The sequence below is a fragment of the Sphingomonas azotifigens NBRC 15497 genome (genome assembly GCF_002091475.1).
Classification (GTDB): domain Bacteria; phylum Pseudomonadota; class Alphaproteobacteria; order Sphingomonadales; family Sphingomonadaceae; genus Sphingomonas; species Sphingomonas azotifigens.
In genome coordinates, this window is record NZ_BCTR01000007.1 from 16784 (window position 1) to 31228 (window position 14445).

A 14445-nucleotide genomic window follows, 5' to 3' on the forward strand; every position below is an offset into this window, starting at 1 on the left:
CCATGTCCGATATGCCCACGATCTTCTCCGCCATCCAGATGCGGATGCAGAACCTGTCGCAGCGCCAGCAGGTGATCGCCCAGAACCTGGCGAACAGCGAAACCCCCGGCTACAAGTCGCGCGACGTCGCCGAGCCCAATTTCGGCGACCTGCTGCAGGGCGCCGGCGGGATCGGCATCGCCAAGCCGCGGGTGGAACTGACCGGATCGATGCAGCGCCTCGGCGCGGTGCAGCCCTCCGCCAGCAGCACGATCCTCGACAAGGACGTGACCGAGACCAAGCCCGACGGCAACAACGTGACGCTGGAAGACCAACTGCTCAAGATGGGCAAGGTGCAGGCCGATTTCAGCGCGATGACCAATATCTATCGCAAGCAGATGGTGCTGCTGAAGACGGCGCTGGGCAAGGGCGGCAACGGCTGAAGCCGGCTTCTCCGTATCGCAGACAACAAAAAGGGCCGCGAGAAACTCGCGGCCCTTTCCGTTTTAGCGCTGTGCCTTGGTTCAGGCGACCGCGACGCGCACCGAACGGCGGCGACGCAGCGATGCACCGGCCATGCCGACGCCCGCGATCATCATGCCCCAAGTGGCCGGTTCCGGCACCGCGTCGAAGCTGAAGCTAGACGAGAACGTCGCCGGGCTCTTGGCGGTGTTTTTCGCCCACACGCCGATGTCATACCAGCCGCCCTTCTTGACGGTGAAGTCGAACAGATGGCCGGCGGGCGGGTTGATCTCCGTAGCGCTGCCGAACGTCAGCTTGTTGAAGCCGATGCCCGGACCACCCGGGGTGAGGCTGATGTAAAACGTGCCAGCCTGCGGCAGCAGGATCTGGAACACGGTCGAAGCCGTACCCGGCTTCGCCACCGTTCCGGCCGCGACCGGGGTGCTGCCGAAATTGCCAGCGGTGCCGTCGAACGAGCAGCTTTCCACCGGGGCCTTCGGCTTGGCCGGCGTGCTCTTGCACACGATCGACGCAGCCTGCGCGCTACCCACCATGGTGAACGCGCCAGCGGCCACGGCCGCCGTCATCAGATACTTAAACTTGGTCATACACACACCTCCCTAACGCTAATCCCAGCCGACGGGAGCCGCCCCTTATGAAAGCGGGCGAGTACGTCTTGTCCCCATACGTGCTGTCCACATTTCTATAGACGAGGCCGAAGGATTCGCCATGTATTAGCTTGCAATCGATGGCGCGTGCAAAAATACAATTATATCAGATGCTTATAAGGTCCATTTCGGAGTTAACTATGGTCTGGTGCCCTGAAATGACACAGAAACATTCTGCACCGCAGCGAACTTGCCGCATTAACGCAGAATAAAAATACCTTCACAAACGTGCATTTACAGAAATCGGCGCGGGTGCATCGATGCCGGAGAGGCCGCCGCAGGCGCTGTAGGTGGTGCTGCGGCTGCCGGTCAGTCGTTGTGCTTCCGCAGCAATTGCCGCCATGATCTCGGAGGACAATTCGATCTGTCGCGAAAGTATCCGCGAGTTGACGATCGACGCGTCGCGCAACGCCTGGCTCGCGTCGCTAAGTGTTTCCCGAGAATCCGCGTCGAGCGTTTCGAGCCAGTCTTCCGGATTTTCGCGCTTGAGGCGAGCCACCTCGGCCTCGATCCGGCCGGCCAGGCGGAGCTTGGCATTGGCGATCTCCCCCAGCTCCGGGATGTAGGGCGTGCGCACGAGGCGCTCGCTCTCTTCCTCCATCAGAGCGGTGAGGGACACCATCGCGTCGACGAGTTGCGTGATCATTGCTGTCCTTGCTGAAGCTTGAGGATCTGGTCGAGTACATGCGGCGCCAGGCCGATACCGCCGCGGCGCGCCATTTCGGTGCCGAGCTTTTCGGCAAGCACGCCGCGGAAAATCTCTTCGCCGCTGCCGCCGCTGAACTCTTCGCCCTGCTCGACGCTCTGCAGCATGAGCGAGGTCATCTGGCCCAGGAACACGCTTTCGAATTCCTGCGCCGTCTTGGCGTTCTTCGGATCGACCTTGGGCAGCGGCTTGGCCGGCGTGGCGGCCGAAGCCGTGGCGGGCAGGGGGGAGATGTCGGCCATCACTGCACCTCGATTTCGGCCTGGAGGGCGCCAGCGGTCTTGATCGCCTGGAGGATGGTGATCAGGTCGCGCGGCGAGACGCCGAGGGTGTTGAGCCCGCTCACCAGCGCCTTGAGCGAGGAGCCGTTGATCACTGCCAGGCTGGCGCCATTGCCGTCGTTCACCTGCACCTGGGTGCGCGGCACCACCGTCGTCTGTCCCTGCGAGAAGGGCGCCGGCTGCGACACCTGCGGCGCCTCGGTGACCGAGATGGTGAGGCCGCCCTGTGCGATCGCGACCGGCGTGATGCGGACGTCGCTGTTCATGACCACCGTGCCCGAGGCTTCGTTGATCACGACCTTGGCCGGCTGGTCCACCTTCACCTCGAGGTCGCCGACCTGGGTGACGAGATCGATCACCGATCCGGCGAACTGGCTCGACGGGCGAACCTCGACGGTCGCCGGATCGAGCATCTGCGCGGCACCCGGGAAGCGGCCGTTGATCGCCTTGGCGATGCGGTCCGCGGTCGAGAAATCGGGGTTCTTCAGCGCGAGTTTCAGGCTGTTCGCCGAGCGCAATTGGTACGGCACCTCACGCTCGACGATCGCGCCGCCGGCGATCCGGGCCGAGGTGGTGACGCCGCGGCTGACGCTGGCGGCCGCGCCCTGGCCCTTGAAGCCGGAGACCGCGACGGGCCCTTGCGCTACCGCATAGATCTCGCCGTCCAGCGCGCGCAGCGACGAGGCGATCAGCGTGCCGCCCTGCAGGCTGGTGGCGTCGCCGAGCGCGGAGACCTGGACGTCGATCCGCGAGCCCGAGCGCGAGAAGGGCGGCATCGTCGCGGTGATCGAGACGGCGGCGACATTCTGGGTGCGCATCTGGGTGCCGCGGATGTTAACGCCCATCCGCTCGAGCATCGACTGCATCGATTCCTCGGTGAAGGGGGCGTTGCGGATACGGTCGCCAGTGCCGGCGAGACCGACCACCAGGCCATAGCCAACCAGCTGGTTTTCGCGGACATTCTCGACGTCGACGATGTCCTTGATCCGGGTCTGGGCCATCGCCTGGGGCGCGCCGACAAGGGCCAGCGCGAACGCCAGGAACGATGCGGAGAGACGATACATAAACCTCTCGGGCCAAGTGGAAAATTAACGCTACTCGTCTTATAGGAAGAGGAGAGCCAACAAGGCTCGCGAGGGTCCGATTTCGTGCGCATTGATAGCCTGTCACCGATGATGGCACGCAACCTGCTGGCGGCGTTGCCCAAATCTGTGTCCGGCCTGAGCAACCAGCCCGAACAGGCACCCCAGGCCACCCCGCAGGCGTTTGCGACGCCGGGCACGGTCGTGCCGGCCAGCGTGCAGATGCTCGTCGCGATCGCGGTCAACAATCCGGTCGCCGAACGCCGCCGCAAGATGGCGCGCGACGCCGAACGCGGGATCGACGCGTTGGACCGGCTGCACAAGGAACTGCTGGCGGGCACGCCCAATGTCGCGCGGCTGCGCGAGATCGCACGCTTCTCGCAGGCCGCGCCGATGCCCGAAGACCCGACGCTCGCCCAACTGATGCGCGAAATCGATCTGCGCGTTCGCGTAGAACTGGCCAAGTTCGACGTCGAGGTCTGAGCACGGCGTTGCGTGCCGGCCGCAAGATATATTCCCATTTATGAATATATATGCTTTCCGTGTTTGGGGACCAATAGAGGCGTTCTCCAAATAGACTGCTTTCTCGACTCGGCGAACATGGTTAATGTCGCGCGAAAAGAGAGGGGCTGTCATGAAGAAGCTGATCGGCTGGCTTGCCGCGTTTGCCTTGTTTGCGACGCCATCGGCATGGGCGTCGAACGGCAGCTATTCGGGTCTGTATGTCTTTGGCGACAGTCTCGTCGATTCCGGCAATGCCTATTTCGGCACCGGGGGCGCGGAGGCCAGCCCGGCCAACGGCTATTTTCTCGGCCGCTTTTCGAACGGCTTCAACTTTGCCGATTATCTGAGCCTGATGATCACCCACGCCCCGGCGACGCCGCTGGCGGCGGGCGGGCTGAACGTGGCGGTAGGCGGCGCCACGGCGCAATATGTGCCAGGCGAGATTTCCCCGAGCTTCCTCGGGCAACTCAAGCTGTACAGCGACAATGTCGGCCTTCCGATCGACAGCAATGCGCTGGTGCTTCTCACCTTCGGCGGCAACGACGTTCGGGATACGATCCTGACCGGCGGCAACATCGATTTCGCCCCGGCGCTGACGGACTTCGTCAAAGGCGTGAACGCGCTGTACCTGGCGGGGGCGCGCAACTTCCTGATCGTGGGAGCGCCGGATATCGGGTTGTTGCCGGAGTCCATCGCCACAGCCGGCGGCATCGCTGGCCGCCTGGACGACCTGACGCTGCGCTCGCAGCAGATCAGCGCGGGGCTGGGCACGATCACCGCGGGGCTCGCCAGCGTGCCCGGAGTAGAGGCCAAGTATTTCGACCTGTTCGGGTACGAGCATGATCTGCTGGCGAACCCGACGGCCTATGGCCTGCCGGCGACGCTCAACACGTCGATCCCGTGCCAGACTCCGGGGACCGGCGTGCCGCAGGTCGTGCAGTGCGCCAATTCGCTCTACTTCGATGGCATCCACCCGACCACCCAGGTGCACAAGGCGATCGCGACGGCGATCGCCGGCCAGCTGGGCATCAGCGCGGTGCCGGAAGGACAGGTCTGGGTGTTGCTGATCCTCGGTTTTGGCGGCGCCGGTGCCGCGCTGCGCCGGCGTCGGGCGCTCGCGGCGCGTCTGCTGCTTCCGGTGGCCTGAAAGGGCGGGGAAGAGCGCGGCTCAGGAGGCGGGCTGCACCTCGGCCAGCCATGTCGCGAGCTCGGCATAGGGGATCATGTCGATAAAGGCGACGCCGGCGGCTTCGCCGTCGCTCCATCGGATGCTGCAGCTGCGCGGCTTCAGGCCGGGGATCACCAGGGTCATCACGCGGTCGAGGTCGGGCTGGTTCGACAACCGGAGCCGTGCGCCGCTTTGCGAGAGATTCTCCATCAGTACGATGTGCGACACGCTGTTGCAGACAAGCCGGGCGGTGGTGGTGATGTGGAAGCGCGGCGCGCGCGGCACGGCGCGACGAAGGCGCGCGGCGGGCGAGCTGCCCTTGGCGGTGGCCAGCACTTCCTCGACATCGATGGGAGCGGTGAACTGCACGCCGGCGCGGCCGGCGCTGGTCCACATGATCGCGCCTTCGAGCAACTGGCCGCAGCGCAGCTCGACCGCGATGCGATCGCCTTCGCGCAAGGGGAAGGGCGTCTCGAGCATCATGCCGGTCGCCGAGATGTTGCGGACCCGGCACAGCTGCTCGCCGGCGCCCGCGCGCACCAGCTTGCCGACCATCAGCGTCGTCATCGTGCGCGGGGCGCGCGTGGCCCATGCGCCGTCGTCGCCGTGCTGGTCGTCCATCTGATGTTCGGCTGCGCCCACGGCGTCGATCTCCACGCTGGCCCGCGTACTTGCGTGCCTATACCGCCATTATAGGATGAACAGCCGTTCAGCTTCGGGCAGAAATATTCCAGAATTGGAAAAGACGGCGCGTGCCGATTTCGGCTGCGGTCAGGCCGGATTGGCGGCGGTGACGGCCACCTTGCGCACCACCTTCGCGCCGAACGCTTCGGTCGCGGCGCCATCGACCAGCTTGCGGAAGCCTTCCAGGTCCGGCAGCATCCCGTCCGGCCCTGCCGCCATCGGCGTGCGATAGGTGCGCATGTTGATGGCATGGAGCAGCAGCGGCATGCGCTGGGAGACGAACTCCGCCTTGGCCTCATCGACCTGGAGCTGTACCTCCATCGACGCGTAGCCGGCCAGCTTGCCGTCGGCGAAGACGAGCGGCACCAGCACCTTGCCGGTGGGCACGAACTTGGCAGGTTCTTCCTTTTCGACCTTGGCTTCCTGCGCCGGCGCGCCGCCGATGCCCAGCATCTTTATCATCGCATAGGCGGTACCGCCGCCGGCGGCGAGGCCGCCGAGCAGCGCGACGATCAGGACGAGCATCTTCTTCACGGCAGGCCCTTCAGAATTTGAAGCTGGAATCGCTCGGCAGCGCCGAGGTCTGGCCCTTGAGCACGATGCTGATGCGCCGGTTTTCGGCGCGCGAAGGCTGGTCCGGATAGACCGGCTGGGTGGCACCCATCGCCACCACCTCGGCGAAGCGGTCCGGCGTCACCCCGCCGGCGATCAGCGCCGAGCGGGCGGCGAGGGCGCGCTGGCCGGAAAGCTCCCAATTGGCGTCGCTCTGGCCGCCGGCGCCATCGGTATGCCCCTCGATCGCGATCTGCGCGCCGACGGTGGCGATCTTCTTCGCGATCTTGGCGAGCAGCATCCGCGCATAGGGGTTGAGCTCGGCAGTGTTCGACTTGAACATCGGCTGCTGGTCGGTGTCCATCAGCGTGATGCGGACGCCGTCGCGTTCCTGCTTGACGTCGGTGTTCTTCTTGCCCTGCGCCTGCGGCGTCGCTTCCAGCGCCACCATCAGTTCGGAGGCCATCACGCGCATCGTCGCCGGCACGTCGGCGGTGCCGCCGCGCGCCGAGCCGCTGGTCGAGACCTCGAAGGTCGGTTGGCCCTTGGCCGCGCTGGGATCGGCTTCGGCGCGGCGGGTGGGGCCGCCTGCGCCCGGTGCGGTGTTGCTCACCGGCGTCGAGGGCGCGCTGTCGGCGATGGTCGGGGAGAAATATTTGGCGAGGCCCTTGAGCCGGTCCTTGTCAGGATTGGCGAGCAACCAGAGCAGCATGAAGAAGGCCATCATCGCGGTCACGAAGTCGGCATAGGCCACCTTCCACGCGCCGCCGTGATGGCCGCCCGCGACCTTCTTGACCTTCTTGACGATGATCGGCCGAACGTCCCCCCCGCGCGCCATGTTACTGGCCCTTCAGCGCAGCGCGCAGGCGATCCTGGACGGCACCGAGACGGACATGGCTGATCGCCGCGAGCGAATCCTCGCCGCCCGCGATCCGCTCCAGCAGGTTCACGCATTCATCGGCGTGCTGGATCAGGTAATCGAACGCCTGAAGCTGTTCGAGATAGTTGGCGGCGAAATGCTCGTCGCAGACGAGCACTTCGGCCAGGCCTTCCAGCTTCTTGCTGATCTCGCGGATCTCGCCGGCCATGACGCTGTGCAGCACACCCGCGAAGGGATCGTAGCCAGGCAGGGGCTGGGCGTGGGATGGTTCCGACATGGGCAGACACGACATCAGAAAAGCTCCAATTCTCCGTCGGGGGCGGCAACAGGCAGGGGGGCGACTGGACGTTCCTGGACGCGCTCCGCCACTTTGGTGCAGCGGCTCTTGCCCTCGTGCGGCAGGAACTCGATCTTGCGGGCGAGCGTGCCGCCGAGATCGCAATGCGCGATCGCGATACCTTCGGTCTCCATGAACCGGCGGGCAAAGGCGCCGTTGGAAGCGCCGATGTTCCCGAGGCCGGAGATGATGTTGGCGCCACCATAAAGGTGAGCCTGCAACCGCGTGCGCACCGCGCCCTTGGCCATCATGCTGTTGATCAGCAGTTCCATCGCATGCACGCCATAGCGCGCCATGTCCGAACCCGACACTTTGTGGTCTGCGCCCGGCTCGCCGAGCAGGAAGTGGTTCATGCCTCCGATCTTGGCGACCGGGTCGTAGAGGCATGCGGCGACGCAGCTCCCGAGCAGGGTCGAAATCATGACATGGGGCTCCGCGATCACCGCGTTCTCGCCCTGTACGATGGAAACTCTGCGCATATCAGGTCAGCTCGCCGAAGACTCGTTCGATCTTTTCCTTCAGCGCCGCCGGCGCGAAAGGCTTGACGACATAGTTGTTCACACCCAGCGCCGCCGCCTTCTGCACGACCTCGCGGTCGGACGAGCCGGTGAGCATGATGAACACGGTCTTGCCGATCACCGGGTCGGCGCGAACCGCCTCCAGGAACTGCAGCCCGTCCATCTCGGGCATGTTGTAGTCGGAGATGACCAGGTGGACGCGATCGCTTTTGATCGCCGAGAGCGCCTCGGGCGCGCTGGCCTTATCGCGGACGTCCTTGAACCCCAGATCCTGCAGCGCACGACGGATCATCGCCCGCATACTGGTCTGATCATCAACGACCATCACCTTGATTTGTGATGCAGCGGGCATTGTTATGCGCTCCCAACCTTAACCGTTTCTCGACAGGCCTTCAGGATGGCCTCCGGCATCGCCGAAAGGCCGACTTCCTTCTCCACCGCACCCGCTTCCTTGGCAGCACGGGGCATGCCCCACACCACGCAGGTTTCTTTCGTCTGGCCCAGCGTGCGGGCACCGGCCCGACGCATTTCCAGCAGGCCCTGCGCACCGTCGCTGCCCATCCCGGTAAGGATGACGCCGACGGCACCGGCACCCAGTTTGGCGACCGAGCGGAACAGCACGTCCACCGACGGACGGTGGCCGGTCACCGGGTTGCCAGCGAGCAGCTTGATCCTGCCATTGGCACCGCCGGAGAGTTCCATATGTCGTTCGCCTCCAGGAGCAATATAGACGGTTCCCGGGGTCACTTGGGCGCCATCCGTAGCTTCCACTACGTTGACACGGCATTCTGCGTTCAGACGCTGCGCGAAGCTGCGCGTGAAGGTCGCCGGCATGTGCTGCACGATCAGGATCGGCGGCGAATCTTCCGGCAGCGCGGGCAGCAGCGAGAACAGCGCTTCCACGCCGCCCGTCGACGAGCCGATCGCGATCAGCTGCGCCGCGGCGCCGCTGCCGCCGGACGAGGCGACGCTCGGCTGTGCGGGCAGCCGCTGCGGGCCGGCGCGGGCGACCGAGCGCGCCGCGCTCTTCACCTTCTCGCACAGCAGCCCGGCATCGCGCTCGATATCTTCCGGCGAACCGCTCGGCTTGGTGACATAGTCGACCGCGCCGAGGCGCAGCGCCTCGATCGTCACTTCCGCGCCGCGGGCGGTGAGGGTGGAGCACATCACCACCGGCATCGGCCGGAGGCGCATGATGCGCTCGAGGAACGACAGGCCGTCCATCCCCGGCATTTCGACGTCGAGCGTCAGCACGTCGGGGTTGAGCGCCTTGATCATGTCACGGGCCGCGAACGGCTCCGGCGCCATGCCGACGACTTCGATCTCGGGATCGGCCGACAGCATCCGCTTCAGCGTCGCGCGCATCGATGCGCTGTCGTCGACGATGAGCGTACGGACTGGTTTCATGCCCTGGACTCCGGCTTCTGATAAATGGTGTGCCCGCACGAGCGCATCTTGCTCGCGGCCGGGCCGATCAGCCGTTCCGAGTGACCGATATACAGGAAGCTCCCCGGGGCGAGCTGCTCGACGAAGCGATGCTCGAGCTCCTCCTTTGCGGGATCTCCGAAATAGATCATCACGTTACGACAGAAAATCACATCATAGGCTGCTTTCAGCGGCCAGGGTTCGAACAGGTTCAGAACCTTTGCGGTGACGAGCTGGCGCGCCTCTTCGGCCATGATGAAACCGCCTTGTGCGGGCTTCATCCAGGTCGAGCGATAGGGCTCCGGCACGCCGGCGGCGACGTTCTCGGCATAGACCCCGCGCTGCACGGCCTCGACGACCGGCGGCGCGATGTCCGTGGCGAGCAGCCGCACGTCCGCGTGGCGCAACCACGAGGCCGAGCTGCGGTCGGGGCCCAGCAGGCACATCGCGATCGTGTAGACTTCCTCGCCCGACGAGCAGCCTGCCGACCAGATCCGGATCGGCCCCTGCTTGCGCTGAAGGGTGGGGATCACGGTCTCGCGGAAGTGATCGAAATGGTGCGGCTCGCGGAAGAAGTGCGTGTGGTTGGTGGTCAGCGCCACCACCATCGCATGGCGTTCCTCCGCGTCGCTGTGCACCAGCTCGACATAGTCGCAGAACCGGGCGAGCCCGAATTTCCGCAGTCGGCGCGCAAGGCGCGACTGGACGAGTGTCGTCTTCGCCTCGCTCAGCGAAATGCGGGCATCCTCGTACATGATCGCGGCGATGGCCTGGAAGTCGCGGTGCGTGAGCTCCGCGGTCTGGCCGGGTGCCATCGCGTTTGCGGCGCCGGCGGACGCCGCGGCGGCGCCCCCGGCGGGGCTCATGCTGCGAGATCCAGATGCTTGGTGAGGCTGAGCGCGTTGAGATCGAGCAGCAGGACCATGCTGCCGTTCTCGTCACGGGTGCCGTCCTTCGCACGGGTGGCGATGCGGACGAGCCCTGCGATCACGCTTTCCTCCAGCGTCGTCTCGACCGCCGGTGCCGGCTGGATCTCGTTGACGTTGATGCCGACGATGTCGTTCACTTCGTCGACGAGGAAACCCGCCTGCTTGCCCATGATGTTGACCACCAGGATGCACGAGCGTGCGTGCAGCTGGCTCGGCTCCCAGCCCAGGCGCTCGGCCAGGCCGACCACCGGGATCACGTTGCCGCGCAGGTTGGTCACGCCCTTCACGAAGCTCGGCACGTTGGGGAGCGGGGTCGGTTCGTCCCATTCGCGGATTTCGATGAGCGCGCTCATGTCGATCCCGAAGATCTGCTTGGCGAGCGAGAAGGTGACGATCTTGCGATCATTGGCGGTGTCAGGGGTGGTGCTCATGCTGCCAGTCCTTTGGGCGAGTAACGGGAGGGCGAGGCAACCAGCGCCTCGATATCGAGGATGAGAGCGATCGAGCCGTCGCCCAGGATGGTCGCGCCACCCAGGCCGCGGATCGGATGCAGGTTCTGATCCAGGCTCTTGATCACGACTTCGCGACGGTCATCGATGGTATCGACGACCAGGCCGACCTTGCCCGAGCTCTCGCTCTCGACGATCACCACCAGCGAGTCCTCGATGGCGCGGTCGTCGTTGAGGCCGAAGATCTCGGTCGCGCGCCGTACCGGCAGATATTCGCCGCGCATGTCGATCACTTCATGGTCGGGCGCGGTACGCTTCACCTGGCCGGGCTCGGGCTGGATCGTCTCCAGCACGTGCGTCAGCGGCAGGACGAAGCGCTGGCCGGCGAGCCGCACGATCATGCCGTCCAGAATGGCCAGCGTGAGCGGCAGGATCATCGTGAAGGTCGTGCCTTCGCCCGGGACCGAGTGGATCTCGACGCGGCCGCCCAGGGCTTCCACGTTCGAGCGCACCACGTCCATGCCGACACCGCGACCCGAGATGTTCGAGATCTTCTCCGCGGTGGAGAAGCCCGGGGCGCAGATCAGCTGGTCGATTTCCTCGTTCGACAGCACCGCATCGGCGCTGATGATGCCCTTTTCGACCGCCTTGGCACGAACGCGTTCGCGGTTGATGCCGCGGCCGTTGTCCGCGACGCGCACGAAGATCCGGGCGCCCTTCTGCTCGGCCGACAGCTTGATCGTGCCGGCGGGGTCCTTGCCCGCCGCGATCCGCTCTTCGGCGCTTTCCAGGCCATGGTCCGCGGCGTTGCGGATCATGTGGGTCAGCGGATCGCCGATCTTCTCGATCACGCCCTTGTCGACTTCGGTCGTCTCACCGATCGTCTCGAGGTTGATCTGCTTGCCGGTCTCGACCGAGAGATCGCGGAGCATGCGCGGCACGCGGCTGAAGGCCTGCCGGATCGGCTGGGCGCGCAGCGACATGACGTTGTCCTGGATCTGCCGGGTGAGGCGAGCCAGTTCGGGCAGTTCGACGCGCTGGCGATCGGCCGGCGACAGCCGGTCGGCCAGGATCGAGTTGCGGATCACCAGCTCGCCGACCAGATTGAGCAGCAGGTCGAGCTTGACGAGGTCCACGCGGATCGTCTGCGCGGCTTCGTTGCCCGGCTTGGCCGGACCGCCGCCGCCAGCACCAGCACCACCGCCACCGGGGCCACCGGGCGTGCCGCCACCGCCGGCCGGCGGGGTCGCCGCCGCGGCCGGGGCAGGGGCGGCTTCGGGCGCCGCCGCCACGGGTGCAGGTGCCGGAGCGGGCGCAGGCGCCGGGGCCGGAGCCGCCGGGGCAGGGCCCAGGTCCATGAAGTCGTCGACCGTCGCCGTCACCGGCACGAACGGGATCTCGTCGCCGTCCATCTCGGTCTCACCTGCGCCATCGGGCAGGACCACGTCTTCACTGTTGCGCGTGATCTCGATCACCGAATCCGGCGCGACGAAATCGAAGCAGTCGGAGAGGTCGCTTTCCGGCAGCTCGGCCGGGGCGTGCATCACCCAGGTGAAGTAGCTGTCTTCCGGATCGATCTCGCGCAGCGGCGGGAGCGTGCTGATGTCGACCGAGTGGACACGGGCGCCCAGGCCTTCGAGCTCACGGACCGTCAATAGCGGTTCACCGGCATTGGCGAGCGCGGCACGCGACGGCTTGAAGCGCACGCTCCAGCCAGCCGCTTCCTCCGCGGGTGCGTCGAGGTCGTCGAGCGACACGCCCACCGGGCGGAAGCCGAACTCGTCTTCCTCTTCCTCCATCGCCGGCGCGGCCGCCGGGGCGGCGGGGGCGGGGGCTGCCGCGGCAGGCGCGGCCGCAGCCGGCGCGTCACCATCGGGAACACCCTTGTTGGCGAGCACCTGCTCGAGCGCGCTCAGTGCGGCCCCATCGTTCGGCCGCGAGGCATTGCCCTTCGCCGCCTCGACATGGTCCGACAGGATGTCGAACGAGCTCAGCATCACCCGGATCACGCCGGGCGAGGGGACGATCTTCCCGGCACGCACCTCGTCGAGCACATTCTCGAACTTGTGCGCGAAGGCGGTCAGGTCCGAATGGCCGAAGGCGCCGGCGCCACCCTTGATCGAGTGGATCGCGCGGAACACACCGGCAATGGTTTCGGCAGACAGATCGCCCGCCTGCATCGCCGACAGCCCTTCCTCGGCCGTCGTGAGGCCTTCAGTGCACTCTTCGAAGAAGATTGCCTGGATATCGTCGAATTCATCGCTCACGGGCAGACGCGGCGGATCGCCGCTCCCAGCTTGGTGGCCTCGAACGGCTTGGTGATCCAGCCGGTGGCACCGGCCGAGCGGGCGCGCGCCTTCTTCTCGTCCGAGAATTCGGTCGAGAGCACCAGGATCGGCACGCCCTTGAATTCGGGAACCTGGCGCACGGCCTCGATCAGTTCGAACCCGTCCATCTTCGGCATGTTGATGTCGGTGATGAGCAGGTCGGGCTTGACCTCGTGCATGCGCTCCAGGCCATGCTGCCCGTCGTTCGCGCTCTCGATGCGAAAGCCCTGCGAGGTCAGCGACGTCTTGAGCAGCATGCGCATGCTCGCGGAGTCATCGACGGTAAGGATCAGCTTGGTCACAGAAGTTCTCCGGTATCAATGCCGACCGCCGCTGCGAGCTGGCAACGGTTCACACGATCGGTGAAGGCAGTGCTGGGGTTGAGGATGGTGAAGGCCTTGCCGAGCTTTTCGGCTTCGGCCTTGGCAGCGACGAGCAGCTGCAGCACCGCCTGGCCGACGCTCTCGACCTGCGAGGCATCGATCTCGACCGGTCCGTCGCCGTCGACCGCCTGGAGGAGGCGGGTTTGAAGATCCGCGGCCGTCACGGTGGTTCCGTGCGCGGGGAGCGCGAGCGCGTTGTCCGCGCCGGCCTCAAGCGGTGGCAGGGGAAAGTCCATTTTTGGCCTCGTCGAGAGCGGTTTCGAGTTGCTGGAAGGTCGGCGCGTACGCGGTGGGCGTCATGCGACGGGCGATTTCGATCGCGACCTGCACCGGCTGGTTCTGGGCATAGGCAACGATGGCGGTCTTCACGATGGTGAAGGGCTTGGAGTCGGCTTCGATCGTCTCGAGCAGCTTGCCGGCGAGCGGCGCCACCACGCAGTAGGACAGAAGCACGCCGAGGAAGGTACCGACGAGCGCGCCGCCGATCATTGCGCCCAGGATCTCGGTCGGCTGATCGATCGAGCCCATGGTCTTGATGACGCCGAGCACCGCCGCGACGATGCCGATGGCGGGCAGGCCGTCGGCCATCAGCTGCAGCGAGTGCTGCGGATGGGTTTCCTCGTGATGGTGCTTCTCGATGTCCGCTTCCATCGCTGCTTCCAGCTGGTGCGGGTCCTCGAAATTGACCGTCATCATCCGCAGATAGTCGCAGAGGAACTCGATCAGGTGGTGATCGGCGAGCAGCCGCGGATAGGGCTTGAAAAGGTCGCTCTCCTCCGGCTTGTCGAGATGCGGCTCGATACCGGTGGCGCCGCTCCTCTTGAACAGCGAGAGCAGGGTGAACATCAGGGTCAGCAGGTCGGTATAGTCGCTGGCCTTCCAGCGCCCGCCCTTGAACGCGCGCATGATGCCGGCACCGGCCTTCTTCACCGTCGGCATCGAGTTGCCGACGATGAAGGCGCCGATCGCCGCGCCGCCGATCGCCATAAGCTCGTGCGGCATCGCCTCGGCGATGATCCCGAATTTGCCGCCCGACATGATGAAACTGCCGAACACGCAACCGAGAATGATGACGAAACCAACTGCGTTCAGCATGACGGGCTCAAATTCT

20 protein-coding genes are annotated in these 14445 nt (G+C 65.7%); 3 read left to right on the plus strand and 17 right to left on the minus strand.

The window, feature by feature from the left end:
- Positions 1-2 precede the first annotated feature (2 nt).
- Positions 3-422: a flagellar basal body protein gene (locus SAZ01S_RS03495; protein WP_139809920.1), complete on the plus strand. Its 420-nt coding sequence runs from the start codon at positions 3-5 to the stop codon at positions 420-422.
- 81 nt (positions 423-503) lie between these two features.
- On the opposite strand, the gene SAZ01S_RS03500 is transcribed toward SAZ01S_RS03495, so the two are convergent.
- From SAZ01S_RS03500 to SAZ01S_RS03515, 4 genes are all read right to left on the minus strand, one after another.
- Positions 504-1049, minus strand: a complete 546-nt coding sequence (locus SAZ01S_RS03500) for a PEPxxWA-CTERM sorting domain-containing protein (RefSeq protein WP_084580113.1) — start codon at positions 1047-1049, stop codon at positions 504-506.
- A gap of 280 nt (positions 1050-1329) precedes the next feature.
- Positions 1330-1755 (minus strand): flagellar protein FlgN, encoded by a 426-nt coding sequence (locus SAZ01S_RS03505; protein ID WP_084580115.1) that lies wholly within the window; start codon positions 1753-1755, stop codon positions 1330-1332.
- Positions 1752-2057 (minus strand): rod-binding protein, encoded by a 306-nt coding sequence (locus SAZ01S_RS03510; protein ID WP_084580117.1) that lies wholly within the window; start codon positions 2055-2057, stop codon positions 1752-1754. The genes SAZ01S_RS03505 and SAZ01S_RS03510 overlap by 4 nt, the downstream gene beginning before the upstream one ends.
- Entirely contained in the window at positions 2057-3160 is a 1104-nt protein-coding gene (locus SAZ01S_RS03515; RefSeq protein WP_084580119.1) for a flagellar basal body P-ring protein FlgI, read from the minus strand. Before SAZ01S_RS03515 ends, SAZ01S_RS03510 begins: the two co-directional genes overlap by 1 nt.
- Before the next feature lie 84 nt (positions 3161-3244).
- On the opposite strand from SAZ01S_RS03515, the gene SAZ01S_RS03520 reads away from it, so the two are divergent.
- Both SAZ01S_RS03520 and SAZ01S_RS03525 read left to right on the plus strand, forming a co-directional pair.
- Positions 3245-3661, plus strand: coding sequence for a flagellar assembly protein FliX (locus SAZ01S_RS03520; protein WP_084580121.1), 417 nt, complete (start codon positions 3245-3247; stop codon positions 3659-3661).
- Between the two features lie 151 nt (positions 3662-3812).
- Entirely contained in the window at positions 3813-4829 is a 1017-nt protein-coding gene (locus SAZ01S_RS03525; RefSeq protein WP_084580123.1) for an SGNH/GDSL hydrolase family protein, read from the plus strand.
- A 21-nt stretch (positions 4830-4850) separates the two neighbouring features.
- Here the strand turns inward: SAZ01S_RS03525 and SAZ01S_RS03530 are convergent, their stop codons facing one another.
- From SAZ01S_RS03530 to motA, 13 genes are all read right to left on the minus strand, one after another.
- Positions 4851-5507 (minus strand): PilZ domain-containing protein, encoded by a 657-nt coding sequence (locus SAZ01S_RS03530; RefSeq protein WP_084580125.1) that lies wholly within the window; start codon positions 5505-5507, stop codon positions 4851-4853.
- A gap of 114 nt (positions 5508-5621) precedes the next feature.
- On the minus strand, positions 5622-6059 hold the full coding sequence (locus SAZ01S_RS03535) for a hypothetical protein (protein ID WP_369688860.1): 438 nt from the start codon (positions 6057-6059) through the stop codon (positions 5622-5624).
- Between the two features lie 19 nt (positions 6060-6078).
- Positions 6079-6924: a flagellar motor protein MotB gene (locus SAZ01S_RS03540; RefSeq protein WP_084580129.1), complete on the minus strand. Its 846-nt coding sequence runs from the start codon at positions 6922-6924 to the stop codon at positions 6079-6081.
- Position 6925: 1 nt separating this feature from the next.
- The gene (locus SAZ01S_RS03545) at positions 6926-7243 is read right to left on the minus strand and encodes a hypothetical protein (protein ID WP_439951211.1); all 318 of its coding nucleotides are present in this window, start codon (positions 7241-7243) and stop codon (positions 6926-6928) included.
- 14 nt (positions 7244-7257) lie between these two features.
- Entirely contained in the window at positions 7258-7782 is a 525-nt protein-coding gene (locus SAZ01S_RS03550) for a chemotaxis protein CheD (RefSeq protein ID WP_084580133.1), read from the minus strand.
- 1 nt (position 7783) lies between these two features.
- Positions 7784-8173, minus strand: coding sequence for a response regulator (locus SAZ01S_RS03555; RefSeq protein WP_064314002.1), 390 nt, complete (start codon positions 8171-8173; stop codon positions 7784-7786).
- Positions 8174-8175: 2 nt separating this feature from the next.
- Positions 8176-9228: a protein-glutamate methylesterase/protein-glutamine glutaminase gene (locus SAZ01S_RS03560; protein ID WP_084580135.1), complete on the minus strand. Its 1053-nt coding sequence runs from the start codon at positions 9226-9228 to the stop codon at positions 8176-8178.
- Entirely contained in the window at positions 9225-10112 is an 888-nt protein-coding gene (locus SAZ01S_RS03565) for a CheR family methyltransferase (RefSeq protein WP_084580137.1), read from the minus strand. The genes SAZ01S_RS03560 and SAZ01S_RS03565 overlap by 4 nt, the downstream gene beginning before the upstream one ends.
- Positions 10109-10606: a chemotaxis protein CheW gene (locus SAZ01S_RS03570; RefSeq protein ID WP_084580139.1), complete on the minus strand. Its 498-nt coding sequence runs from the start codon at positions 10604-10606 to the stop codon at positions 10109-10111. The genes SAZ01S_RS03565 and SAZ01S_RS03570 overlap by 4 nt, the downstream gene beginning before the upstream one ends.
- Positions 10603-12891, minus strand: coding sequence for a chemotaxis protein CheA (locus SAZ01S_RS03575; protein ID WP_084580141.1), 2289 nt, complete (start codon positions 12889-12891; stop codon positions 10603-10605). Before SAZ01S_RS03575 ends, SAZ01S_RS03570 begins: the two co-directional genes overlap by 4 nt.
- Positions 12888-13253 (minus strand): response regulator, encoded by a 366-nt coding sequence (locus SAZ01S_RS03580; protein WP_084580143.1) that lies wholly within the window; start codon positions 13251-13253, stop codon positions 12888-12890. The genes SAZ01S_RS03575 and SAZ01S_RS03580 overlap by 4 nt, the downstream gene beginning before the upstream one ends.
- On the minus strand, positions 13250-13570 hold the full coding sequence (locus tag SAZ01S_RS03585) for an STAS domain-containing protein (protein WP_084580145.1): 321 nt from the start codon (positions 13568-13570) through the stop codon (positions 13250-13252). The genes SAZ01S_RS03580 and SAZ01S_RS03585 overlap by 4 nt, the downstream gene beginning before the upstream one ends.
- Positions 13545-14429 carry a flagellar motor stator protein MotA gene (gene motA / locus SAZ01S_RS03590; protein ID WP_084580147.1) on the minus strand — a complete coding sequence of 295 codons (885 nt, stop codon included), beginning with the start codon at positions 14427-14429 and terminating at the stop codon, positions 13545-13547. Before motA ends, SAZ01S_RS03585 begins: the two co-directional genes overlap by 26 nt.
- Between the last annotated feature and the right edge of the window lie 16 nt (positions 14430-14445).

What these genes read in the sequence shown, in the direction of transcription:
- SAZ01S_RS03495 (WP_139809920.1), top strand. Translation starts at nt 3, where the DNA reads ATGTCCGATATGCCCACGATCTTCTCCGCCATCCAGATGCGGATGCAG.
- SAZ01S_RS03500 (WP_084580113.1), bottom strand. Translation starts at nt 1,049, where the DNA reads ATGACCAAGTTTAAGTATCTGATGACGGCGGCCGTGGCCGCTGGCGCG.
- SAZ01S_RS03505 (WP_084580115.1), bottom strand. Translation starts at nt 1,755, where the DNA reads ATGATCACGCAACTCGTCGACGCGATGGTGTCCCTCACCGCTCTGATG.
- SAZ01S_RS03510 (WP_084580117.1), bottom strand. Translation starts at nt 2,057, where the DNA reads ATGGCCGACATCTCCCCCCTGCCCGCCACGGCTTCGGCCGCCACGCCG.
- SAZ01S_RS03515 (WP_084580119.1), bottom strand. Translation starts at nt 3,160, where the DNA reads ATGTATCGTCTCTCCGCATCGTTCCTGGCGTTCGCGCTGGCCCTTGTC.
- SAZ01S_RS03525 (WP_084580123.1), top strand. Translation starts at nt 3,813, where the DNA reads ATGAAGAAGCTGATCGGCTGGCTTGCCGCGTTTGCCTTGTTTGCGACG.
- SAZ01S_RS03535 (WP_369688860.1), bottom strand. Translation starts at nt 6,059, where the DNA reads ATGCTCGTCCTGATCGTCGCGCTGCTCGGCGGCCTCGCCGCCGGCGGC.
- SAZ01S_RS03540 (WP_084580129.1), bottom strand. Translation starts at nt 6,924, where the DNA reads ATGGCGCGCGGGGGGGACGTTCGGCCGATCATCGTCAAGAAGGTCAAG.
- SAZ01S_RS03545 (WP_439951211.1), bottom strand. Translation starts at nt 7,243, where the DNA reads ATGTCGGAACCATCCCACGCCCAGCCCCTGCCTGGCTACGATCCCTTC.
- SAZ01S_RS03550 (WP_084580133.1), bottom strand. Translation starts at nt 7,782, where the DNA reads ATGCGCAGAGTTTCCATCGTACAGGGCGAGAACGCGGTGATCGCGGAG.
- SAZ01S_RS03555 (WP_064314002.1), bottom strand. Translation starts at nt 8,173, where the DNA reads ATGCCCGCTGCATCACAAATCAAGGTGATGGTCGTTGATGATCAGACC.
- SAZ01S_RS03560 (WP_084580135.1), bottom strand. Translation starts at nt 9,228, where the DNA reads ATGAAACCAGTCCGTACGCTCATCGTCGACGACAGCGCATCGATGCGC.
- SAZ01S_RS03565 (WP_084580137.1), bottom strand. Translation starts at nt 10,112, where the DNA reads ATGAGCCCCGCCGGGGGCGCCGCCGCGGCGTCCGCCGGCGCCGCAAAC.
- SAZ01S_RS03570 (WP_084580139.1), bottom strand. Translation starts at nt 10,606, where the DNA reads ATGAGCACCACCCCTGACACCGCCAATGATCGCAAGATCGTCACCTTC.
- SAZ01S_RS03585 (WP_084580145.1), bottom strand. Translation starts at nt 13,570, where the DNA reads ATGGACTTTCCCCTGCCACCGCTTGAGGCCGGCGCGGACAACGCGCTC.
- motA (WP_084580147.1), bottom strand. Translation starts at nt 14,429, where the DNA reads ATGCTGAACGCAGTTGGTTTCGTCATCATTCTCGGTTGCGTGTTCGGC.